The organism is Lagierella sp. (assembly GCF_029983815.1).
Lineage (GTDB): Bacteria > Bacillota > Clostridia > Tissierellales > Peptoniphilaceae > Mediannikoviicoccus.
The window spans coordinates 108985-133009 of record NZ_JASBYU010000003.1 but is presented as its reverse complement, the minus strand read 5'-3'; the positions used below and the strand labels follow the sequence as shown (position 1 = coordinate 133009).

The window sequence follows — 24025 nt, the reverse complement described above, 5'->3', positions numbered from 1 at the left end:
AAATTCTAGGTGCTTTTTTGATGTCAAATATAGTAGGAAGAAGTATGAATGTTGCATTAAAAAAAAACAAAATAAGGGACAGGTAATTTGTTTGGGATTGCCATAATGCATTACACCTCGATTATCATGATGCTTTAGAAACCAATACAATTAACTATATGACAGGCTATATTATTAATCATGTGGACAAAGAAAGAAGAATAGGCTTAGATATTTTGATTATAAAAAATAGTCTCACATATGGTAAGGACTAGTTCATTAGGTATTATATCCCCAATAATTAAATATAGAAGAGTGACCAAGTACTTGAATGAAATATGGATAAACACTTGAATGAAAAAGTTATAAAACTAATTTAAAAATAAGTCCGAAATGGAATTATTTCTAAATAGATTTGAACTCTAAGGCATTACCCTTTTTAATGTACTTAGGTTAAGTTCCGAAACGGAAGTAATTCTAAATAGGAGGAGGTATAACTACAGGGAAATAAAGCGTGATTGTTATCTGGATAAATTAATAAGAAAAAGTAATGGATTTATTAAGATTATTACAGGAATAAGAAGAAGTGGGAAATCTTATTTGCTAAACAATCTTTTTTACAATCATCTAACTCAAAGTGGAGTCGATGAAAAGCATATTATCAAATTTCCTTTTGACTCAGGGAGAGATCTATTAAAGATTGGCGAAAATTTAATGGATTTAGATGTGCTAAGTGGTGAAAGATTAGTTGATCCTAAAAAGTTTTTAGACTTTATTATGAGCATAACAAATGATAATGAAAAATTTTATATACTCTTAGATGAAGTTCAATTGCTTAAATCATTTGAGCAGGTCTTAAATGGATTTTTACGTCAAGATAATTTTGATGTTTATGTAACTGGAAGTAACTCTAAATTTTTATCAAAAGATGTAATTACTGAATTTGCAGGTAGAGGAGATGAAATCCATGTTATGCCTCTAGTTTTTTCTGAATTTCTTCAAACTTTTAATGGTGAAAAAGAAGATGATTTTGCTGAATATCAAGTCTACGGTGATTTACCAGCAGGAGCTCTAATGAAGACAGATGAAGACAAAATGAATTATCTAAGGGGCCAACTCGAAAATGTGTATTTGAGAGATATTGTTCATAGATATGGCATACTCTTAACTTCTGACTAGAAAACTTACTCAATATTTTAGCATCAGGTATTTCAAGTCTTACTAATCCAACTAAAATAGCTTCAACTTTTATGTCTATAAAAAAATCTAAAATTTCAGCAAATACAATAGATAAGTTCATAGGTTATTTTGAAGATTCATTCATGTTAAAAAGAGTTTATCGATATGATGTAAAGGGGAGAAAATATATAGGAACTCCTTATAAAATATACTTTGAAGATGTGGGTATTAGAAATGCCAGGTTAAATTTTAGGCAAATAGAACCAACCCACTTAATGGAAAATATTATATTCAATCATCCTATAGTCTCCCATCAAGCGAAAAAGTAAATCAAGAAAAAGCGTCCTTATTAAATATTGATGACTCATTTAAAAAAATTATCATCGTAAAAGATAGAATAAAACCATTTTTAGATGAAAATGGAATACTCACTATAAATTTATTTGACTTTTTGTTAAACAAGGATAGTTTAGACTTATAACAGATTACCTATAACTCATGGATATATTTCCAAATACAAGACTTTTGAAAAATCAGTAAATATTCCCATACTATACTCTCAAGTCATGTTGAAAATGTTGTGACATTGGAAAGATAATACTTATTTAAAGCTGTTATGTAATAGGAAGTAAACCACGAAAATTTTATTATAATTTTAAGTTGAGTAAAACTTAGAAGGTTATGACTTGTCATCTCGAAGATTTTTGTACCTTAGCTAAAAAGAATCAATTGGTAAGACTGAAAGCAACATGATATGATAGTTGTTAGATTAAGAGTGATTATTATAAGTAAAAGAGGAGAAAATGTCAGAAATATTAGATTTTAATAAATACCCGTTAAATGTAGTATTGAAAAAACTATTAAAGGATAAAACCACAAAAAAGAATATAATATGGGCGACTAGCACTTTTGAACATTTAGGACGAGAATTTGATGACAAAAAAGAAATCTCAGAGACTGTTTTTAAAATGGGGTTAAATTTAAAACCAAGAATTTTAAAAAGTGAAGAGGAAAAATTAAATAGGACTAGAAATAAGGCAGAAGTCTTTACTCCAGTTTGGGTAGTTAACGAGATGAACAATTACACGGATAATATTTTTTTTAACAGATCAAATGTTTTCAATATAGAAAATGAAAAATCATGGAAGATTGTGGATGAAAAAGTAAAATTTCCAAAGGAGAATATGTGGAAAAAATACATAACCCGTACTTTTTTGGAGATAACTTGTGGAGAAGGTCCCTATCTTGTTTCTAGATATGATGTTTCAAATGGAGAATTAATAGAGAATACGCTACATAGAGTAGGAATTCTTGATAGAAAACTTAGAATTGTAAATGAAAATACAACAAGTGAAAATGAATGGGTAATTTGGGCGACTAAAGCTATAGAAAGTGTCTATGGCTATGAATATCAAGGAGATAATCTTTTAATTGCAAGAGCAAATATACTTCTTACTTTTGTTGATTACTATGAGTATAGATGGAAGAAAAAACCAGATAAAAAACTATTAAATAAAATTGCAAATATAATAACTTGGAATATATGGCAAATGGATGGATTAAGTGATACTGTTCCATTTGCAGCTCCATACGAGAGCGAGAGGCAAATAAATATATTTGATATAATAGATAACAAAGTAGAAAAACAAGAAGTAGAACAGGAATTACTAAATTCAAAAATTCGTGACTGGAGAAAAAGAGAATCAAGATGTTTTAGAAATTATAAGGAGGTAAATATGAAAAAATTTGATTTTGTTATTGGAAATCCACCTTATCAAGAAGAATCAAAAGATACCAGCGACAAACCAATATATAACTACTTGATGGATGAAGCATATATGATTTCTGATAAGGCTTTATTGATAACTCCTGCAAGATTTCTTTTTAATGCAGGAAACACATCTAAAGTTTGGAATAAAAAAATGTTAAATGACGAACACTTAAAGATTGTAAAGTATGTTCAAAAAAGTAGTAAAGTATTTCCGCAAACTGATATCAAAGGTGGCGTTGTAATTACATATAGGGATGCAAGTAAAAACTTTGGAAGTATAGAAGTTTTTATAACTTATGAAGAATTACGTTCAATATTCTATAAAGTCAAAATAAGAAATGAGAAAAGTTTTAGTGAATTAATATATGCACCCGAAAGTTATAAATTATCAAAAAAACTCCATGAAGTATATCCACAAGCCGAAGAATTACTTAGTAAAGGCCATAAATATGATATAACAACAAATATTTTTGATAAATTACCCTTTATTTTTATAGAAAACGGTAATTTTGAAGATGGATATATTCAAATGATAGGAAGGCAAAAAAATAAAAGAGTTAAAAAGTGGGTAAATAAAGACTTCATCGAAAACCACGGGAACCTCCACGCATATAAGGTAATACTGCCGAAATCAAACGGATCTGGAGCCTTAGGAGAGGAGTTAAGCACTCCCCTAATCGGGGAACCCCTAATCGGGCATACTCAAACATTTATAAGTATCGGAAATTTTGATACCCCAAATGAAGCAAAGGCTTGTCTTAAATATGTGAGAAGTAAATTTGCAAGAACAATGCTCGGCATATTAAAAATTACTCAACATAATCCTAAAGCTACTTGGAAATATGTCCCCCTACAAGACTTTACAGAAAATTCGGATATAGACTGGTCAAAGTCAATTTCTGAAATAGATGAGCAGTTATACAAAAAATATGATTTAAGCAAAGATGAGATTAATTTTATTGAAACAAATGTCAAGGAGATGAAATAATGCTTAATATTAAAACTACTAAAGAAGTTATCCCTCAATGTTATGCTTATACAACTCCTGGCATTTCCTATCATAATGGATGGACTAAAATTGGATTTACTGAACGTGATGTAGAAACTAGAATTAAAGAACAAACTCAAACGGCAGGCATCAAATTTGATATTAAATGGCATAAAAATGCCACTTATGAAGGTAGTTTAGAAACTTTTACTGACAAAGAATTTCATGGATATTTGAATAGATTAGGTGTTAGAAGGGAGCCAAGCACAGAATGGTTTAAGATTGACCCAATTCTTGCTAAAAATCATTTTAACGATTTTAGAGAAAATAGAGGAATTATTAAATCAAATGATGATCCAATACCTTATAGACTTCGCGCTGAACAAGAGGATGCAGTAACAAAGACAATTAAGTATTTTAATACTCATAAAAATGGAGAATTTTTGTGGAATGCAAAGCCTAGATTTGGTAAGACCCTTTCAACCTATGATTTGTGCATGAAAATGGATTTCAAAAATATTTTAATTGTTACTAATAGGCCTGCAATTGCTAACTCTTGGTATGAAGATTATTTAAAATTTATTGGACCAAATTCTGGATATTATTTTATAAGTAGAGTAGATGCAATTAAAGATAGAGAACATGTACTTTCAAGAGACGAATATATTAAATGTCTAAGCAATGAGGACGTTAAAGGATGTATTGAATTTGTGAGTCTTCAAGACATCAAGACTTCAAGATATTTTGGTGGAGATCCTACTTTGGATAAATTAAAAGAATTATATAAGGGGTTTGATGATAATGGTAAAAGACTTGGAATTACTTGGGATATTTTAGTTATAGATGAAGCTCACGAAGGTGTGGATACTTTAAAGACCGATATAGCCTTTGATAATATTGACAGACTTCATACACTTCATCTATCAGGTACTCCCTTCAAGGCTCTTGCCAGCGATAAATTCCCGCAATATTCCATTTATAATTGGACTTATGCTGATGAGCAACGGGCAAAACGTGATTGGGATAGCCATAGTGAAGAAGAAAACCCATACTACACTTTGCCTAAGCTAAATTTATATACTTATCAAATGTCAGAAATTATAAGTGATAATTTAAAAGAAGGTGTTGAAATAAATGGAAACTGGGAAAATTATGCTTTCGACTTAAATGAGTTTTTTAAGACTAAGGAGAATGGTAAATTTTTTTATGAAAATGATGTGGATAAATTTTTAGATGCTCTTGTAAATTTAGAAAAATTTCCTTTTTCAACGCCAGAGCTTAGGGATGAACTTAAGCATACTTTTTGGCTACTTGATAGAGTTGACAGTGCAAAGGCTTTGGCTAGAAAACTAAACGATTCACCAGTTTTTAGAGACTACAAGGTAATTGTTGCTGCTGGGGACGGAAAGCTCACAGAAGAAGATGAATTAAAAAAATCATATGATAAAGTTGTGGATGCTATTAATAAATATGAAAAGACTATCACATTGTCTGTGGGGCAGCTCACTATTGGTGTAACTATTCCGGAATGGACTGCTGTACTTATGCTTAGCAATATGGCAAGCCCAGCACTTTATATGCAAGCTGCTTTCAGATCGCAAAATCCGTGTTTATTCAGAGAAAAAGGTAAAGCGCTGAGAAAAGAAAATGCTTATGTTTTTGATTTTGATCCAGCTAGAACTCTGAAGATTTTTGAGGAGTTTGCTAATGACTTAAATTCCGATACTTCAAATGGGAAGGGGAATACTGAAACTCGTAAGAAAAACGTCAGAGAGCTTTTAAACTTTTTTCCAGTCTATGGAGAAGATGAAGAAGGAAAGATGGTTCTTCTAGATTCAGAAGAGGTGCTCATTACTCCAAGAAAGATTTATGCTAAAGAAGTTGTAAATCGTGGATTTATGTCTAATTTTTTGTTTGCTAATATATCTAATATATTTAGTGCACCAAATATTGTAAAAGATATTGTGGAAAAAATGGACAAAGGAAAGGATTTTAAACCTCTTAATATAGATGAAAATACTAGAAAAGAACTTAACTTGAATGATGATAATGAGATCGATATTCCAAGAGAAAAAATACTAGGTAAAACCAAGGAAGTATTTGGGAAAAAAATTTTTAAAGATGCTGATGAAACAATTCCGGATATAAATTTAGTTAAAAAAGATGGGGATGAAATTGATAAAAATACTTTAACTTTTAAAAATGAGAAGAAAGACATTGAAATCATTAAAAAGACAATTGTCGAGCCAGTAAACAATATGTTAGTTGACACTCTTAAAAAAAGCTATGGAAAAGATCTAAAAAAATCTACGGAGAGAAATACGCTAAGTAAATTAAATAAAGATGCCCAAAATCTAATAACTAGGGAATATAATTATTGGAAAATTGAAAATAATAATCTTGCAGACGAGTTAGAAGAAAAAATAAAAGAATCCAATTCAATGGCAGATATTACAAAAATTAATGAAGAATATGAGAAGAAAATCGAAGATAGAAAAAAAGAACTAGTAGAAAAGATCAAGACAAAAATTAAAGAACCCGATTATCTTGAAAAATCAACAGAGTCTATGATAAAAGAAGTAGAAACTGAAAAGAAAAAAGAAGAAAAGAAATCTCACGAAGACGAAGTTAGAGACAATCTTAGAGGTTTTGCTAGGACTATACCTTCATTTTTAATGGCATATGGAGATGACGATACAAGACTATCTAATTTTGATAAGATCATTCCAGAAAATGTGTTTAAAGAAGTTACAAGTATAAGCTTAGATGAATTTATTTTTTTAAGAGATGGCGGAACTTATTTTAATAAAGAAACTTGCAAAGAGGAAATTTTTGGAGGACATTTATTTGATGAGACAGTCTTTGATGAATCAATTAAAGAATTTTTATTAAAGAAAAGGGAACTTTCAAATTACTTTGAGGAAAATAATAAAAAAGATATATTTGACTATATACCACCTCAAAAGACTAATCAGATATTTACGCCAAAAAATATTGTAATAGAAATGGTTGACCGATTAGAAGAAGAAAATCCAGGTTGTTTTGATGATCCAAATAAAACATTTATTGATTTATACATGAAGTCTGGTTTATATATTACAGAAATCGTAAAAAGACTCTATCAGAGTGAAAAGATGAACGAAATTTTTCCAAGTAAGGAAGAAAGGCTAAATCACATTTTTCAACATCAAGTTTATGGACTTGCACCAACGGAAATTATTTACAGAATTTGTGAGAATTTTATACTTGGATTTAGTGATGATATTAAAATATTAAAACACAACTTAAAAGAATTTAATTCCCTACCTTATGCAAAAGAAGGTACACTAGGAGAAAAACTAGATGAATTATTTAAATAAATGTTCCGCAAGAATGAGTTAAGCTCCAGTTGGATATTAGATTTTTCTTTTAATTATGATTTCAGTTTTACTACTTTGAAATAATAAAGTGGCAATACTTGATGAATAAAAACATCCAGTTTTGCCACTTTAAGTATTAAAAAATACCAACTATTCAATTAAATAAATTAAGCTCTGTAGATTGCCTTAACTTTTATAGAGATTTTGGTGACTTTCCACTACCAACAGCAATAAAGACTACAGTAATACAATATGGTATAATATTTATAATTAAAGTTGAAGGAGTAGTCATGGGAAAAAAGGCTAGGGAAGAAATAAAAAAGTTAGAGTCTATGAAGGCGACTGTAGAAGCAGATATTGCAACTCTTGAGCTGCATCAGAAGAACCTCAAACAGGAGATTGGTGCAAAAAAGATGCAATTAAATACGTTAAATCAGAAGATTCGTACGATTTCAAAAAATCATGGATCCTTAACCGTATCGGAACATGCAATTATTCGATATATGGAAAGGGTTTTAGGAATTGATATTGAAGGTCTCACAGAAAAAATACTACCAGAGGAAAATGCTTTATTTATAAAAAATTTTGGAAATGGTCAGTATCCAATCAATAATGGGGAGTTTAGAATTGTTGTGAAAGACGGTGTGGTCGTGACCGTTATCGGGGATGAAAATTTTGATGAGTAAGGTTACCGAAAAATATCTAATTACGAAAATGTTGAGTAACCTATGGAGATAGTAAAAGAAAAGAGAGTAACTATGACAGAAATAGTACAAAATACAGTTGTATATATCAGGGAACTATTTAAAGATGAATATAGCGGTCATGACTATTTTCATTCTATGCGAGTGTACTTGGTGGCAAAAAAATTAGCAGAAAAAGAAGGTGCTGATATTAAAATAGTATCACTAGCCGCACTGCTACATGATGTAGATGATATAAAACTATTTCCAAATAGTCATGAAGGAAAAGATAATGCGGTATCTTTTTTAAAAAAGGAAGGAGTTTGTGATTCTGATATAAAAACTATCTGTACTATTATTGAAGAAGTATCATTCAAGGGAGATGATTCATTGGTGCCTTCAACTATTGAAGGAAAGTGCGTTCAAGATGCCGATAGGTTAGATGCCCTTGGTGCAATTGGCATAGCAAGAGCATTTTCATATGGAGGATATCATCATAGGCAAATGTATAATCCCGATATAGAACCGGTTTTACATATGACAAAGGATGAATATAGAAAACACGTCTCTACTACAGTTAACCATTTTTATGAAAAGTTATTCTTACTTAAAGACCTAATGAATACTAGGACAGCACTTGATATTGCAAAGAAAAGAGAAGACTTTATGAGGTCTTTTATTGAAGAATTTATGCTGGAATGGGAGGGGAAAGATAGCAGTCTGATTTAAACTAACATTTAGGACAGGACATTTACTATAATTGCGTTTAACATAGAACTTAGGAGACAAAGACGATATTCTTTGCTCCTTTTTAATATATTTTGGTTGTTAATTCTGAAAAATTATAGAATCTCAATATAAATAGATAATTTCGACTATTAATGGTAATATTAGGGTATAGGACAAGGAAGGCTTAGAAATTATTTCATTCCAATTGATATATATATAAAAACACAAGGAGATACTTATGGAGCTTGAAAATCTGAACTTATTTAATGAAATAAATGAAAATAATAAGGTTGACACTGTTCACATTATAAAAGACGAAAAAGAAGCAGATTTAACTATAGAAGAAATATTTAATAAGGATAAATTCGACCATTTTATTGGCGTTACATATTCTATTTCTCCTAACTTTGTAAATGAATATTTGAAGGATTTCAAGACGGTTGAGATAGTAATTGGAATTGATAATGAGGGCGTTAAAAGTTCCATCAACGAACTTGCTAAGCATCTAAAGGATAATATATTAAAGCAGATTCAAGGAGACCCCATCAAGTTTTACGAGGACTTGAATAAAGTGTCAAAGTATAAACTGGATAAGGGGCATCTAAAGTTTTGGGTTAGCACTACTCATATTATTCATAGTAAGTTCTATATTTTGTGGAATGACGAGGGAGAAAATAGGTTAGTATTAGGCTCTGCCAATTTATCTAATAGAGCTTTTGACAGGGAAAGTTATCAATTCGAAAATGTTGTTATTTTGGATGATTCAGAACTTTTTAATATCTACCTAAACTATTATAAAAACAACTTATCAAAGGTTCTATCTGATTATATTCCTAAAGAATTAAAAAGAATAAATGCAAAAAATTTTAAAAATGTAGATAAAATTGAGGATATAAATGTAGATGATGTTTTTATTTTAAGCAATGAAGAGGTTGGAAAAATTAAGGAAAAATCTGTTGTTTCAATGCTTGATGAAGTTAAGGATAAGATTGGTCTTGGTATATGCAAGGACAGTATAATTCAAGAAATGGACAATATTTCCAATGATAGAGATATTGTAAAAAGGGAGAAAAAAGAAGAGGAAAAAGCTGAAGAAATTGCCTATGAGATAGTCCATGAAGCTATTAACAAAAGGAAAAAGGAACCTGCAATCAAGAGTAAACAGACTTTGGAACAACAGGTAAGAAAGAAAATAGAAAAAATAGTTGTGAAAAAACTTGAAGGCGAAAGTGAAATCAGTAGAGACTCTCTATATAGCAAGATAGATCTTAGGAATACAAAAAATAATATAACAGGTCTTTTCGTTAAATCCGACCTAAATAAAAGTAATCTTACACCTTTTGATAAGAGGGCCAACGATGATGATTTATTAAAATCATTGAAATCCTTAAACAACTATATGCAAGGTTTTGAAAAGTATGCAAATGACTACAATGATGAATATGGAAAGAGGATATTCGAAAGCATATTATGCATCTTTACAGCACCATTTGTATATGAGTTGAGAGAGAAGTTGGAAATAGAAGAAAATAGGTTGGATATACCTCAGTTTGTTTTTATAGGTGGAGAGGCTGGAAGTGGAAAATCTTCTTTGTTATCGATAATGTCAAAGCTGATTGGAATTAATAAAGGTGACTTTTATCTATGGAAGGACCTCCTAGGAACTAGAGGTAATAGTCAGAAGAAAGATAGAATCAATAGAATTCAAAACTGGATTATGGAGAATAATGTTAATCCAATCTTAGTAGATGAAATTGACAATGAATTTTTCACCAAGACGAATTATGGAAGAGACTTTATTGTAGATACTGCAAATGTATGCATTAGAAGAGACGACTCCTATCCTATTTTAATTGCAACTACCAACACCAAATCCTATGCTCTGCCCAAGGAAGCAAGAAGGAGAAGTTATTATTTAATTATCGATAGGATTTTAAAAAAGTCTCAAGAATCCACTGAATTCTTTAAAAATATCTATGAAAGCATAGACAATACATTGTTCTCAGACTTTTGCTATAGGATGTCCCAAAGGTTAGAAAGCGCTCATGATTATAAATGGGACAACTATACAGAAGATAATAGTTTTGACTTTTTGTTTAATACAAGAGAGATTTTTAAGGAGTATTACGAAGAAGCTGAGATGCCCCTTCCAAGATATTTCCCTGAAAAGAAATACAATGACGATACAGAAGCTAATAGAGAGAAGTGGGCTAATTTGTATAGAGGTTCAAAGGAACTATTTGTCTATGACAAAGACAGTGGCCATATGTTTTTCCAAATTACAAGTTTAGATGAAAATTACAGAACTTATGGGGCGAGTACTGGTCAGATATATGCAGATGCTCTTCCACAAGAGGTCTGTGTTGGATCTGTCCATGGAGTTATCAATATAGAATTATATACTGATAAGTTTTTTGAGTGGATTGAAGTAGAAAACCCATATGAGAAAAAATCCTTAATAGATAGGATATTTGGAAGATGAGTAAACCTGGCTTTTTTTCACTAAGTAGCATAAGGAGAGGTTTATTAAATAACTAAAGCTGTAAAGAAACCTATTAAAAGTTGTGTTTTTTTAACTTAAAGATTAGAAAAAGGGTTAAAGTTTTTTTTGGGTAAGAACGATATTGAATCTTTGGATAATCAAATATCCAAGGATTTTTTATTGAACCTATTCTTTTAGTTAAAAGTGATTATAAAAGGTTTATATTTCTAATGGAAGTCTACAGTAAAAGGGAATAGGGATACTTCTAAAATTCGACAGGGTAATATTCTGATCTATTGGTAAGAATATTTGTAAAAATAATAAAGGATAAATATGCATTTATACTTTACTTTAGCATATACAAGATTATATTTAATCAAACATTAATTAATGACAATTCCTACATCCTAAGTTATGCTGATAATTACTAGATAATGCACGTACCTCACTTGGCAAATTTCCCTTGTATCTTTTATAATAAATGGAAAATTTACTGTGGGAAGAATAACCAACAGATTCTGCAATTTCTTTTATGGGAAGCTCAGTATTCAATAAAAGAATTTCGGCGACATTCATTCTTTTTCTTTGAGTATATTCTGTGATACTTTGACCATATTTTTCTTTAAATAAGTTTTTTAATTTTGTGCCACTCATTTTAGATATCTTTTCTAGTGTTTCTTGATTGACATTCATCGCAAAGTGATCCTCTAAAAATTTAGCCACATCTTCAAGAGCTTTTTCATCATCAGAATCTATTTTGTATTTTTTTCTATTTAAATAGGTATCAATCACTATACTTATCCATTCACCAGCTTTAGCCTTGAAAAAAAGTTCTGCCGCAGGAGATTCCATTTTACAATTTAAAATTTCCATTGCCACTTTTTCTAAGGATTTTGTAAGTATTATTTGGTTTGAGTTAAATAGATCTGTAAAAGAATTTGGATCGACATCAAGAGAAGATAAATGTTTTTCCAATAGCTCCCTTTTAAATCCTATAGAAACGGCAAGGTAATAACTGTTTTCATGTAATAAGAAGAGAAAGTTATCCTTGATTTTATCAAAGTCTAAAGTACATAAAGATTTAGCTGTTATTGTCTGGTAAGGATCAAATCTTTCACCATTTGCACTAATAATATAACTTGAATAAATTGAAACATAATCTGACATACAATAAGTACTATTTTCAATCAATTCTTCTTTTATATAAAAATCATGAATATCAATTATGAATCCATCACCTAGATAAAACCAGTATAATCCTTCTGCATGAGTCAAACGCCCGTTTTTCCAACAAAATGTATGCCCAGCACTTGAATATTTTTTATTTTCCTTACATTCGTTAACTTTCATATATTTTTTCACAAAATCATAGTAAGTCATGCCACACCTATCCCTTTTAGACAATGTTCCAATTAGACAAATTTTCTAGTAAACCTTGCATTAGTTATTTTAGCAGATATATAATGAATAGGCAATGATAGAGATTATCAATTAATCGAGTTATTAGCTAAAAGGAATATCAATAGAGAGGAGATTTTAATGGGAGTTTATAAAAAGTTATTTCGCTATGCACCTGATAAGAAACATATGATAATTTTAGCTATGATATTATCAGCTTTTTCTGTATTAGCAACCATCTTAGGATACTATTTTATTTATAAGTTCTTGGATGACTTAATTATTGTTAGGAGTTTGATTACGGCTAAAATAATTGCGGTAAAGGCTGCCATAACCCTTACTTTGGGAGGTTTTTTTTACATGGTTTCAGGTTTATTTTCTCATATGCTAGGCTTCAGATTAGAAACGAATTTGAGAAAAAGAGGAATTGATGGTTTAGAAAATTCTAGTTTTAGATTTTTTGATCTATATCCATCAGGACAAATTAGAAAAGCAATTGATGATAATGCATCTCAAACCCATATGGTAGTGGCTCATATGATTCCAGATAGTTCTCAAGCTATTTTAACACCTATTCTGGCAATAGGCCTTGGATTTTTAATCAGTTTAAGAGTTGGAATCGTCTTACTTACACTTGCCATATTAGGTTGTTTCATATTAGGTTCTTTGATGGGAGAACAGAAGTTTATGAAAATCTATCAAGAGTCACTGTCAAAACTTAGTGCCGAAACGGTGGAATATGTGAGAGGGATGCAGGTTGTTAAAATATTTGGATGTAGCGTAGAATCCTTTAGGTCATTATACAAAGCGATAAAAGACTATTCTAAGTATGCCTATTCCTATTCATTATCGTGTAAAAAGCCATATGTATTTTATCAATGGTTATTTTTTGGAATAATTGCCATTTTGATTGTACCGATGATTTATATCAGGGATATATTAGGAAGTGGCGAGAAAATATTATTAGAACTTATTATGATACTTTTTTTAACAGGGGTATTGTTTGTATCATTTATGAGAATTATGTGGTTTTCACAATATATTTTCCAAGGTAATTACGCTGTAGATACATTAGAAAGTCTATATGAACAGATGCAAAAGGACAAATTAATTCATGGAAATAGAGAGAAGTTTAATAATTATAATATTGAATTTGATAATGTTAGCTTTAGTTATAATGGAAATCTTGTTTTAAAAAATTTGTCCTTTAAGTTGGAACAGGGAAAATCCTATGCACTCGTTGGTTCATCAGGATCAGGAAAATCGACAATAGCTAAACTTATCTCTGGGTTTTATAAGGTAGATGAAGGACATATAAAGATTGGTGGCATAAATATTGAGGAATATAGTCAAAAAGCATTAATCCAATCCATATCCTTTGTCTTTCAAAATTCTAAATTATTTAATATTAGCATTTATGAAAACGTGGCACTTGCCAATAAAAGGGCTACAAGAAAAGAGGTTATGAAAGCTTTAGAACTTGCTGGTTGTAACATGATACTTAATAAATTTCCCCAGAAAGAAAATACGATAATTGGGTCAAAGGGTGTATACCTATCAGGTGGGGAAAAACAGAGAATTGCCATTGCAAGGGCTATATTAAAGGACTCTGAGATAATTATTATGGATGAGGCTTCTGCTTCCATAGACCCAGATAATGAGTATGAGTTACAAAAGGCTTTTAAAAATTTAATAAAAGGTAAAACCGTTGTTATGATAGCTCATAGGCTTTCAAGTATACGAGCTGTGGATGAGGCTATTGTAATTGATAATGGAAAAATCATAGAAAGAGGTACTGATAAGGAGTTAATGTCCTTTAATTCAAACTATAAAAATTTACAAAATTTGTATCAGAGTGCAAATGAATGGAGGGTTGGAAATGAAAAGCTTTTATAAAAAAAGATTTTCCTTAACGGAAGAGGGATCAAAAAATTTAACAAAAGCAACCCTGTTTTCTTTCTTGGTATATTGTGTCAACATGTTGCCAGCTATGTTACTCATGATTTTTGCACAAGGGATATTAGAAAATATTAATAAAACCAATGTCTTCTATATTTGTAGCTCTATTATAACCTTGGCAATTATGTACGTTCTACTTAGCCTTGAATATGAAAGTTTATACAATGCAACATATAAAGAAAGTGCTGATTTAAGAATTGATACAGCTCATGCTCTATCTAAATTACCTTTGTCCTACTTTTCAAAACACGACTTATCGGATCTTTCTCAGACTATAATGTCGGATATTGAGGGAATAGAGCATGCTATGAGCCATTCTATTCCAAAGGCAGGAGGCATGGCATTATTCTTTCCATTAATATCCACTATGCTCTTAATCGGGAATGTAAAATTGGGACTTGCTGTTATAGTGCCAAGTTTATTGAGTTTTGCAATAATTCCTCTTTTCAAAAACATTGTAGAAAGGGGAAATAAAAAATATTTTGATATATTAAGAAGAAACTCTAACAGTTTTCAAGAAAATATAGATATGCAAATGGAGATCAAATCCTATGGTCTAAGTGCAGACATGAAAAAAGACTTATATAGAAAAATGGAAGAAAGTGAAACAGTACATTTAAAGACTGAGACATCTAGTATTTTAGTCTTGTCACTATCTACAATCTTTTCTTTTATATCCTTGGCAGTTGTCATTTTAATAGGAATTCAACTTATAGTAGATGGTGAGATTGGAATCTTGTATCTTATTGGATATTTATTAGCATCCATCAAGATAAAAGAATCCTTAGATGCATCTAAAGAGGGGCTATTAGAAATATTTTACTTAAGTCCTAAAATTGAAAGATTGAAAGAAATAAAGGAGCAAAAGTTACAAGAGGGGAAAGAATATGATTTCAAAGGATATGATATAGAACTTAAGGATGTTGTATTTTCCTACAATGAAGATAGCCCAGTAATAGATGGTGTTAACTTTAAAGCGAAACAAGGAGAAGTAACTGCATTGGTAGGGACTAGTGGTAGTGGGAAAACAAGTATATTGAAGCTTATTTCTAGACTTTATGACTATGACACAGGAGAAATCTTAATAGATGGAAAGGATATTAAAGAAATATCTACAGCATCTCTTTTTGACAAGATATCAATAGTCTTTCAAGATGTAGTTTTATTTAATCAAAGTATTATGGAAAATATAAGAATTGGAAGGCAAGGCGCAAGTGACCAAGAAGTTATAAGAGCAGCAGAGCTTGCCAATTGTAAAGATTTTATAGATGAACTTCCAAAAGGATTTGATACTGTCATTGGAGAAAATGGTTCAGAATTATCTGGAGGAGAAAGACAAAGGATATCTATAGCTAGGGCCTTTTTAAAAGGTGCACCTATTCTTATATTAGATGAAATTGCAGCAAGTCTTGATGTAGACAATGAAAAGAAAATACAAGACTCACTAAATAAATTAGTAATAGACAAGACTGTGGTCATTATCTCTCATAGGATGAAGTCTATTGAAAATGCTGACAAGATTGTTGTACTTAATGAAGGAAAGATTGAAAGTGAAGGAAAGCACAACGAACTACTTAAGAAATCAAAGATTTATAAAAATTTAATAGAGAAGACAAAAATGGCAGAAGAATTCATTTATTAGGAGGTTAAAATGGATAATAAAAAATTAAAAGTAAAAGATTTAGTCACAATAGGTGTATTTGGAGTTATATATTTTGCCCTCATGTTTGGTGTGGGTATGATGGGAATGGTTCCGATATTGTTTTTAATATACCCAACAGTATTGGCTATAGTAGCTGGTACAGTAATTATGCTATTTATGGCAAAGGTTCAAAAACCATGGGCGTTATTTATTTTGGGCATGATATCTCCAGTGGTGATGTTCGCGGCAGGACATAGTTATGTGATAATAGTTTTACCCCTTATAGTGATGATAATAGCAGAACTAATTAGAAAGATTGGTAAATATAATTCTTTTAAGTACAATATGATATCCTATGCAGTTTTTAGTACCTGGATTTGTAGTTCCCTAATGCAAATGATTTTAGTGAAGGATGTCTATTTGGAACACTGCAAGATGATGGGAGATGAATATGCTTCAGCTGTTGAAAAATTAATAACTTATCCCAACATGGCGTTAGTTGTCCTTGGGGCTTTTATAGGTGGAATAATAGGAGCTTATCTAGGTAAGATTCTTTTAAAGAAACACTTTAAAAAAGCAGGTATTGTTTAATGCCTGCTTCTTCATGTAGTATCTACAATCCCAATCCAATTACAAAGTTTTTTGTGGTATTTATTACAGGACTAACTGTTATGCATAGTATAAATACTTATTTTGAATTGATAATTATTCTTATTATCGGCATTCTGTTTTATCTTAATGGATATAAAAAAACTTTAATAAAGTGGATGGCTTTATGTGTGATATTATTTTCTTTACCTAATTTCATGGTGCTTTCAAAGCTAAATCCGGTCTTAAAAATGTTTTTGAGCATACCAATTGTCGTTAGAATGTTCATATTACCGTTTATGGCGGCAAGTTTTATGATAAAAACCTCGGATGTAGGTGCGATAATTTCATCAATGGATAAACTTAAAATTTCAAAAAATATTTCTATTCCTATAGCGGTAATGTTTAGATTTTTCCCATCATATATAGAGGAGAAGAAAAGTATTAAGATTGCAATGAAGATTAGAGGAATTAATTTCAGAAATCCTGTAAAATATCTAGAATATGTGACAATTCCCTTGCTAATAATATCCTCTAATATTGCAGATGATATTGCAAAAGCTGCAGAAACAAAGGCGATAGAATATCCAGTTAAAAAGACGAGATATATGCCTATAAGATTGGGAGTGGTTGATCTTTTCTACTCACTTTCGACATTGGGTCTTATAATGGGAGGATGGATATGGTAGAAATTAAAAATTTTTCATTAAAATATGGAAAAGAGGAAATATTAAGCTCTTTTAATATTTCAATTAATACAGGAGAATGTGTACTGTTTACAGGAAAAAGTGGCAGTGGAAAATCATCTTTAATAAACTCTATCAACGGTTTAGCGACGAGATATGAAACTGCTAATATAGCAGGGGATATTATGGTAGATGGTAAAAATGTGAAGGAATTAGAACTATATGAAATTTCTACTTTGATTTCGACTGTGTTTCAAAATCCAAAAACCTATTTCTTTAATGTCAACACTACTATGGAACTATTGTTTTATTTAGAAAATATTGGTCTTAAACGAGAAGAGATGGATATGAGATTAAAAGATATGCTTGAAATTTTTCCAATAACAAATCTTTTAAACAGAGATATATTTCAACTTTCAGGTGGTGAAAAACAAATACTTTGTGTCGCAGCTTGCTATATATCTGGTACTAAAATTATAGTTATGGATGAACCTTCGTCAAATTTAGATAAGAAGAACATAGAAATATTAAAACACATGTTAAAGATCCTTAAAGCTAGGGGCATAAGTATAATTATAGCTGAACATAGGATATATTATTTGATGGATGTTATTGACCGAGTCATATTATTAGAAAATGGAAGAATTAAAAAAAATTATAGTAAAAATGAGTTTTTAAAACTGAAAGCAGAAGAATTAAAAGCTTTAGGCTTGAGAGATAATGAGCGTACAGGGCTTAAGGTTCCTGTTGTTGATGGAAAAGGAGATTTTGAAATAAGATATCTTAACTTAAAGAATATGGGTTTATACAAGTCTTTGAGACTTGAGAATCTTTCGTTTAAGCTAGGAAAAATATATGGGATAGTTGGATCTAATGGATACGGTAAGTCGACATTATTAAGATGTTTGATTGGAGTAGAAAAAAAGTCCAAAGAAGAAATATATTTCAAAGGTAAAAGATTATCAAAAAAAGAAAGACTCAAAAATTCTTCTTTGGTAATGCAAGATGTTAATCATCAACTCTTTACAGATGAGGTATCCCATGAGTTAAGGTTAGGTGTGGATAATTTTAATATAAAAAGAGCTGAAAATATATTAAAAGACTTAGGACTGTATGATTTTAAAGAAAGACATCCAATGAGTTTATCAGGAGGGCAGAAGCAAAGAGTTGTTATCGCATCCGTCATGTGTAAGGATTCAACTTTTATCTATTTTGACGAACCTACTAGTGGAATGGATTATACCAATATGATTAAAACTTCTAAACTTATAAAAAAATACAGAAGTAATAACAAAATCTTTTTTATAGTTTCCCATGACATAGAATTTTTGAATGAAGTGGCAGATGCGGTATATAAAATTGATGGGAAATAGAATGTCGTGTGTATTTAGCCTGTGAAAGTTTCTAAATGTATTTCGTCAACATTTATAGTCTGAGTTACTCCAATATAATACTTTGAAGTAGATAGGACTATTATAATTGCAAGAACAGAGGTAAAAGTCAGTTTTATTTTTTATGATAATATGATATAAAGAAGGAAAGTATTTCAGGTTAAGACCATTTGAATCTAATTTTTTAATAAGGGAGAAGTATCTAATGTCAGGCCGTAAAATAAATAAGAGTGTGCTTATAGCTCTTTTGATAATAATATGTTCAATTGGTATTTGTTCTATCAATTAAATTACAGTGAAAGCACCAGAATTAAAAGGAATTTATCCGATTTTAGCAAAGTAGAAAATTTTTCAAGTTCTAAGGTATTAGCTGATGATATAGAAAGTTTTTATAAGAAAAATAACGATTATTCTTTTACTATCGTTGACAAGGACAATGTAGAGGACTTCCAATCTTTAGGTAGGGTATTGATTCTTGATTAAAATGGTTAAGTAATTAATCAATTTGTATTATTGAAGGACAATGAGAAGTATTTAGTCTATATGCGTGGTGTTTATATGATATTTGATTAATCTTTTATTGGAGGGATTTAAAATCTATACTCCCTTAGTTTTTTAAAATTTAAATAAAGTTAAAAAGTTGACAATATATGAAAGCTGTGATATTCTCAATTTTAAGGAGGGGATTTTATGTTGACAACTTTTAAAGCAAGTGCTAAGGCACTAAGTGAAGGGCTACAAGTGGAAACTCAAGCTCGTGATTTTAAGATTTTGATGGATGAACCTGCTGATTTAGGGGGAACTGACAAGGGAATGAACCCGGTAGAGGCGCTACTTTGTGCATTAGGTGCATGCCAAGCGATCGTTGTAAAGGCTTTTGCTAAGGCTCAAGGCTTTACATATGAAGAATTCCATGTGGAACTTGAAGGGGACCTAGATCCAGATGGATTTATGGGAATTAATAAGAATGTAAGAAATGGTTTTTCAGAAGTAAGATTTACTATGCATTTTAAGACTGAAGAAAGCCAAGAAAAAACTGAAGCCTTTGCAGACTTCGTGGAAGCATCATGTCCAGTATGCGATTGTCTAGGAAATACTGTAAAACTAGTTAGATCCGGGGTAGTAATAGACTAGTTTACTAGTTTTTTTATGGACAGAATAGTTAGGTTATTAATTACTTAACTTATGTAAACAAATAGGAAAGATATCTAAAACACCTAAAGGGAAATTCAAATCTCTTTAGGTGTTTTTACTTTTCTACAAAAGACTTTTTCTAGGTCCTCAATCCATAAGTTGATGGTCTTAATTAGGGATTTAAGAAAAATAAGGAACAAGTTCAAAGGATAAATTTTTTAAAACTGGGTAAAATAAAAATAAGATTTTCTAAAATCCAATGATGGTAAAAATGTTTCTAACTTATTTACTCCTTCAATTAGCAGGTTAGTTTACATGGATTTTAAGATGTACTTAAAATTATGTTTTATTTTTTGAAAAATCTGGCTAAAACATATTGTAATTAAGCTATTTAAACCTTACATACGACAAATAAATAATTAGTCTGGCTTGAACGTATGTCCCTGAATGTAGAATTATCTACTGAAAACAATTATTTTAAGGAGTAAAGAAATGTCTCAAAAACCATTTTTAAAAGAAATTAAAGATATGCTCTTCAAGCATAAAGTCATATATATCGTTCTTGGATTTATCTTGTACTTGGTTTTAATTGGAATAGCTATAAAAGATTCTCCTGTAGAGTACTTTCACTACACCAAGGACTCAGAGGTCATTGAAGATGCAGATGAATATAGAAAAATTTACTACGGAAAAACCCTTGAAGAGGCTGCTAAATACAAAAATGAGCAGATAATAAAAATCCATGGATACGATATTGATGAATTTACCCAAGCCTATAAGAAGTTGATGAATTTGCATCTTAAAGTGCTTGATGCTATAAATAATGGAAATTATGAAAAGAGGGAAGAGTTGGATGAAGAAATCAAAAAAGCTGAAACCCGTTTTCATGAAATCTACAATTTAATTTTAAAGGATGTGGATGAGGACCAGAGAAAGGAAATTAGGGCCCATGAATCCATTTATGATGAAATATATAATCAGATTAAATATACTGGAAAAAATGAGTACCAAAATTTAAGGGCTGAAAATCTATTTTTAGGTAGGGGACGATTTTTTGGAAAGGATTTTAATTTTATAGCAATTTTAAACTTCATTGGTCTTGAAATCGCCTTAGGTCTTATAGCCCATTTCTATATAAGAAAAAATGATAGGGAAAATAAGAAGAATAAACTTCTTTCCTTTACGACGGTTTCTCTATTTATGGCGCTGGCAGTAGCTATAAAGCAATATATTATAATGAAAATCAACTATCCTGGAGGAATTAAAAATATTGGAATGGGTGGAATAATCTACAGTGAAACCAATTTTACACTATATGGCTATATGGCATTGATGGTATTAACCTGGATAGTTTATTATGTAGCAAGAACTATTATTTATTCCAAAAGAGCTCAAAATTACGACTTAAAAAAGTCCCTATTGGCCTTTATTATCTTTAATGGTCTGATGTTCTACGTTTATTTCAATTTGAATGTTGGAACCTTTGTATCCTTACTAGGTGAAGGGGTTTTAATAGCTCTAGAAAGTAGTTTGATACTCTTAGTATTGTTAATAGTTGTGGCAAGTTTTTCTTTAAAGGCTTATTTATCAGAAAAATCGTTTATACAGAGGAGAAGGGAAAAAGCAAGTAAAAAACAGCTCTATATATAGTATGGTATTTTTACAAAGGGTGCTTAGTAAAGTTTGCACACTTTTACATTATATTAATAAATAGTTAACATATAATTTTAATGGGTTTGGTATAATTGTTCTAAAAATATTTTATGAGGTGTCATATGAAAAAAGTGTTAAAGATTCTACTAGGTATTGTACTAGTTTTAATAATAGGTTTTTCTGCTTTTTTAAGCATTGAAATCAATAAAAGTGTTACAAATATTGTACCCCAAGAAGAGACATTAAAAAATGAAGGCAAATTCTTACAAACATATAATATTAATGCTGATGATTTTAAGGAAAATTATGCTTATAGGAAAGAAATAGTTACAAATGACAAGGATGGTTATGATTTTTCAATTGACACCTATGAATTAGATGGCAAAAGAGATATCTTTATATTTATTCATGGTATGGGTGGAACGGGAGAGACAATGCTTCCCCATAGTCAGATATTTTTGGAAAGAGGCTTTTCAGCAGTTCTTTATGACCAAAGAAATTCTGGAACTCATCCTATAAAAAAGAATAATATGGGAGTTGGGGAAAAGGGGGACCTAATCAACGTAGTATATTATCTTAAGGAAAAGTATCCCGATAGAAAGATTAATATATTTGCCGAGTCCTATGGAGCTCATACATTTCTTCACGGTTATGAACAAATAAAAGATAAAATCCAATTAGTTATTTTGGATTCACCAATGGCCAATGGTGAGGAATTTATTGACCAAGGGCTAAAAGAGGCTTCAAATCAGACAAATATCCCCTTTGGTTTAATGAAGTCTCTTGGAAATATTGGTTCCAAGGTTATTGAAGGATATGGATATAAAGAAACCAATGGACTTTTAAGTTTTAATAAAATAGACAATCCGATTCTTATAATAACTAATAAAGAGGACAAGGTAACTCCCTTTTCCCATGCGCAAGGTGTATTTGATAAATCTGGAAAAGATAGGGTTATGTTACTAAATGAAAGTGAACATACCCAAATGTATTTCAATGAGAGGGAAAAGTATATTAAGGGGATTGAGGATTTTTTAAGTAAGTACAATTAAATTTATAATTTTAGATTATTTTAGCGCCCACAATATTTTAGTATGGGTGCTTTATTTTGATAAAATAGACATATAATGATTTTTATAAAGTAAAATAGGGTAACTACTCTATTGATATATAAAAAAAGGAGAGAGTATGATGAAAGATTTTATATTCGATATATCTACTAAAATATTTTTTGGTGCGGATCAACTTAAAAATCTACCAAGTGAGATTAAGAAGTATGGTACAAGAGTTCTAATCGTTTATGGGCAAAATAGTATTAAGAAAATTGGATTATATGATAAAATTGTAAAAATTTTCAAGGAAGATAATATCGACTATTTTGAACTTTCTGGAATTGTTCCAAACCCAAGAATTGACAAGGTTCGAGAAGGGGTTGATTTAGCTAAAGAAAACAAAATAGACTTTATACTTGCAGTAGGTGGTGGTTCTGTAATTGACACTGCCAAGTTAGTTGCTGTAGGTGCATATAGTAACTGTGATCCATGGGAGATTGTTATTGGAAATGAAGAGCCTAAAGGCGGAATACCATTTGGTTCTGTTTTAACCCTTTCTGCAACAGGATCTGAAATGGACTTGGGTTCTGTGATTACTAATGAAGAGACAGGTCAAAAACTGGCATGGGGATCTGAATATGCACGTCCTAAGTTTGCTGTTATGAACCCAGAACTTACCTTTTCTGTAAACTCATACCATACGGCAGCGGGCACTGCCGATATCATGAGCCATACCATGGAAAACTATTTTACTTTAAATGATGGTGCATTTTTACAGGATAGAATGGCAGAGGCAATACTTAAAACCTGTATTAAATATGGACCTATAGCAATAGCAGAACCTGAAAATTATGAAGCAAGGGCAAATCTTATGTGGGCTGGCAGCTGGGCAATAAATGGTTTATTGGATACGGGGAAAAATACTGCATGGTCCGTACATCCAATGGAGCATGAACTTTCAGCACTTAGGGACATTACCCACGGTGTTGGTCTTGCTATTTTGACTCCATACTGGCTTGAATACTGTTTAGATGAAGAAACTCAAGGAAAGATTGCCGAATTTGGCTACAATGTATTCAATTTAGATAGAGGAAAATCCATTGACGAGGATGCGAAAAATGCAATTGCTGAACTTAGGAAGTTTTTTACTTCTGTTGGCATTCCAGAGGATTTGAAAGATGTGGGATTTAAAGAAGTGGACTTACCAGTTATGGCGAAGAATTGTGTAGAAAATAGAGAAAAGCCTGAAATAAATGGATTTAAAAAACTTAAGGAAGAAGATGTCCTTAAGATATATAAGATGGCATTTTAAGAATAAAATTATATTAATATTCGCTAAATGTTGTACAATA

General features: G+C 30.7%; 17 protein-coding genes. 16 read left to right on the top strand and 1 reads right to left on the bottom strand.

What is annotated here, in order from left to right; all coding sequences use genetic code 11:
- Positions 1 to 579 precede the first annotated feature (579 nt).
- The 6 genes from Q1K37_RS02835 (at position 580) to Q1K37_RS02810 (ending at position 11170) form a co-directional block, all read left to right on the top strand.
- On the top strand, positions 580 to 1158 hold the full coding sequence (locus Q1K37_RS02835; RefSeq protein WP_300409156.1) for an AAA family ATPase: 579 nt from the start codon (positions 580 to 582) through the stop codon (positions 1156 to 1158).
- Positions 1159 to 1961: 803 nt separating this feature from the next.
- Positions 1962 to 3917, top strand: a complete 1956-nt coding sequence (locus Q1K37_RS02830; protein ID WP_300409155.1) for an Eco57I restriction-modification methylase domain-containing protein — start codon at positions 1962 to 1964, stop codon at positions 3915 to 3917.
- Positions 3917 to 7276, top strand: a complete 3360-nt coding sequence (locus Q1K37_RS02825) for a DEAD/DEAH box helicase family protein (protein ID WP_300409154.1) — start codon at positions 3917 to 3919, stop codon at positions 7274 to 7276. The genes Q1K37_RS02830 and Q1K37_RS02825 overlap by 1 nt, the downstream gene beginning before the upstream one ends.
- A 290-nt stretch (positions 7277 to 7566) precedes the next feature.
- Positions 7567 to 7962, top strand: a complete 396-nt coding sequence (locus Q1K37_RS02820) for a hypothetical protein (protein WP_300409153.1) — start codon at positions 7567 to 7569, stop codon at positions 7960 to 7962.
- 42 nt (positions 7963 to 8004) lie between these two features.
- The gene (locus tag Q1K37_RS02815; protein ID WP_300409151.1) at positions 8005 to 8688 is read left to right on the top strand and encodes an HD domain-containing protein; all 684 of its coding nucleotides are present in this window, start codon (positions 8005 to 8007) and stop codon (positions 8686 to 8688) included.
- A gap of 238 nt (positions 8689 to 8926) precedes the next feature.
- Positions 8927 to 11170: a restriction endonuclease PLD domain-containing protein gene (locus Q1K37_RS02810; RefSeq protein WP_300409150.1), complete on the top strand. Its 2244-nt coding sequence runs from the start codon at positions 8927 to 8929 to the stop codon at positions 11168 to 11170.
- Positions 11171 to 11557: 387 nt separating this feature from the next.
- Here Q1K37_RS02810 and Q1K37_RS02805 read toward each other — a convergent pair whose 3' ends face one another.
- Positions 11558 to 12550 (bottom strand): AraC family transcriptional regulator, encoded by a 993-nt coding sequence (locus Q1K37_RS02805; RefSeq protein ID WP_300409148.1) that lies wholly within the window; start codon positions 12548 to 12550, stop codon positions 11558 to 11560.
- Positions 12551 to 12709: 159 nt separating this feature from the next.
- Between Q1K37_RS02805 and Q1K37_RS02800 the strand changes: the two genes are divergently transcribed.
- The 10 genes from Q1K37_RS02800 (at position 12710) to Q1K37_RS02755 (ending at position 23985) form a co-directional block, all read left to right on the top strand.
- Positions 12710 to 14464, top strand: coding sequence for an ABC transporter ATP-binding protein (locus tag Q1K37_RS02800; protein ID WP_300409147.1), 1755 nt, complete (start codon positions 12710 to 12712; stop codon positions 14462 to 14464).
- Positions 14448 to 16169, top strand: a complete 1722-nt coding sequence (locus tag Q1K37_RS02795) for an ABC transporter ATP-binding protein (RefSeq protein WP_300409146.1) — start codon at positions 14448 to 14450, stop codon at positions 16167 to 16169. Before Q1K37_RS02800 ends, Q1K37_RS02795 begins: the two co-directional genes overlap by 17 nt.
- A 9-nt stretch (positions 16170 to 16178) precedes the next feature.
- On the top strand, positions 16179 to 16760 hold the full coding sequence (locus tag Q1K37_RS02790; RefSeq protein ID WP_300409144.1) for an MptD family putative ECF transporter S component: 582 nt from the start codon (positions 16179 to 16181) through the stop codon (positions 16758 to 16760).
- A complete protein-coding gene (locus Q1K37_RS02785) occupies positions 16760 to 17446 on the top strand; it encodes an energy-coupling factor transporter transmembrane component T (protein ID WP_300409142.1) in 687 nt (228 codons plus the stop codon). Before Q1K37_RS02790 ends, Q1K37_RS02785 begins: the two co-directional genes overlap by 1 nt.
- Positions 17440 to 18816: an ABC transporter ATP-binding protein gene (locus Q1K37_RS02780; protein WP_300409141.1), complete on the top strand. Its 1377-nt coding sequence runs from the start codon at positions 17440 to 17442 to the stop codon at positions 18814 to 18816. Before Q1K37_RS02785 ends, Q1K37_RS02780 begins: the two co-directional genes overlap by 7 nt.
- Before the next feature lie 276 nt (positions 18817 to 19092).
- Complete coding sequence (locus Q1K37_RS02775; protein WP_300409140.1) at positions 19093 to 19317, top strand: hypothetical protein; 225 nt, start codon at positions 19093 to 19095, stop codon at positions 19315 to 19317.
- Positions 19318 to 19524: 207 nt separating this feature from the next.
- A complete protein-coding gene (locus Q1K37_RS02770; RefSeq protein ID WP_300409138.1) occupies positions 19525 to 19968 on the top strand; it encodes an OsmC family protein in 444 nt (147 codons plus the stop codon).
- 492 nt (positions 19969 to 20460) lie between these two features.
- On the top strand, positions 20461 to 21618 hold the full coding sequence (locus Q1K37_RS02765) for a hypothetical protein (protein WP_300409136.1): 1158 nt from the start codon (positions 20461 to 20463) through the stop codon (positions 21616 to 21618).
- A 125-nt stretch (positions 21619 to 21743) separates the two neighbouring features.
- Positions 21744 to 22673, top strand: a complete 930-nt coding sequence (locus tag Q1K37_RS02760) for an alpha/beta fold hydrolase (protein WP_300409134.1) — start codon at positions 21744 to 21746, stop codon at positions 22671 to 22673.
- A gap of 139 nt (positions 22674 to 22812) precedes the next feature.
- On the top strand, positions 22813 to 23985 hold the full coding sequence (locus Q1K37_RS02755; protein ID WP_300409164.1) for an iron-containing alcohol dehydrogenase: 1173 nt from the start codon (positions 22813 to 22815) through the stop codon (positions 23983 to 23985).
- The last annotated feature ends 40 nt before the right edge of the window (positions 23986 to 24025 follow it).

Excerpts from the sequence above, each read along its gene's own strand:
- Q1K37_RS02830 (WP_300409155.1), top strand. The coding sequence starts at position 1,962 with ATGTCAGAAATATTAGATTTTAATAAATACCCGTTAAATGTAGTATTG.
- Q1K37_RS02810 (WP_300409150.1), top strand. The coding sequence starts at position 8,927 with ATGGAGCTTGAAAATCTGAACTTATTTAATGAAATAAATGAAAATAAT.
- Q1K37_RS02815 (WP_300409151.1), top strand. The coding sequence starts at position 8,005 with ATGGAGATAGTAAAAGAAAAGAGAGTAACTATGACAGAAATAGTACAA.
- Q1K37_RS02825 (WP_300409154.1), top strand. The coding sequence starts at position 3,917 with ATGCTTAATATTAAAACTACTAAAGAAGTTATCCCTCAATGTTATGCT.
- Q1K37_RS02765 (WP_300409136.1), top strand. The coding sequence starts at position 20,461 with ATGTCTCAAAAACCATTTTTAAAAGAAATTAAAGATATGCTCTTCAAG.
- Q1K37_RS02805 (WP_300409148.1), bottom strand. The coding sequence starts at position 12,550 with ATGACTTACTATGATTTTGTGAAAAAATATATGAAAGTTAACGAATGT.
- Q1K37_RS02785 (WP_300409142.1), top strand. The coding sequence starts at position 16,760 with ATGCCTGCTTCTTCATGTAGTATCTACAATCCCAATCCAATTACAAAG.
- Q1K37_RS02795 (WP_300409146.1), top strand. The coding sequence starts at position 14,448 with ATGAAAAGCTTTTATAAAAAAAGATTTTCCTTAACGGAAGAGGGATCA.
- Q1K37_RS02770 (WP_300409138.1), top strand. The coding sequence starts at position 19,525 with ATGTTGACAACTTTTAAAGCAAGTGCTAAGGCACTAAGTGAAGGGCTA.
- Q1K37_RS02755 (WP_300409164.1), top strand. The coding sequence starts at position 22,813 with ATGAAAGATTTTATATTCGATATATCTACTAAAATATTTTTTGGTGCG.
- Q1K37_RS02790 (WP_300409144.1), top strand. The coding sequence starts at position 16,179 with ATGGATAATAAAAAATTAAAAGTAAAAGATTTAGTCACAATAGGTGTA.
- Q1K37_RS02780 (WP_300409141.1), top strand. The coding sequence starts at position 17,440 with ATGGTAGAAATTAAAAATTTTTCATTAAAATATGGAAAAGAGGAAATA.
- Q1K37_RS02760 (WP_300409134.1), top strand. The coding sequence starts at position 21,744 with ATGAAAAAAGTGTTAAAGATTCTACTAGGTATTGTACTAGTTTTAATA.
- Q1K37_RS02775 (WP_300409140.1), top strand. The coding sequence starts at position 19,093 with ATGTTCAATTGGTATTTGTTCTATCAATTAAATTACAGTGAAAGCACC.
- Q1K37_RS02820 (WP_300409153.1), top strand. The coding sequence starts at position 7,567 with ATGGGAAAAAAGGCTAGGGAAGAAATAAAAAAGTTAGAGTCTATGAAG.
- Q1K37_RS02800 (WP_300409147.1), top strand. The coding sequence starts at position 12,710 with ATGGGAGTTTATAAAAAGTTATTTCGCTATGCACCTGATAAGAAACAT.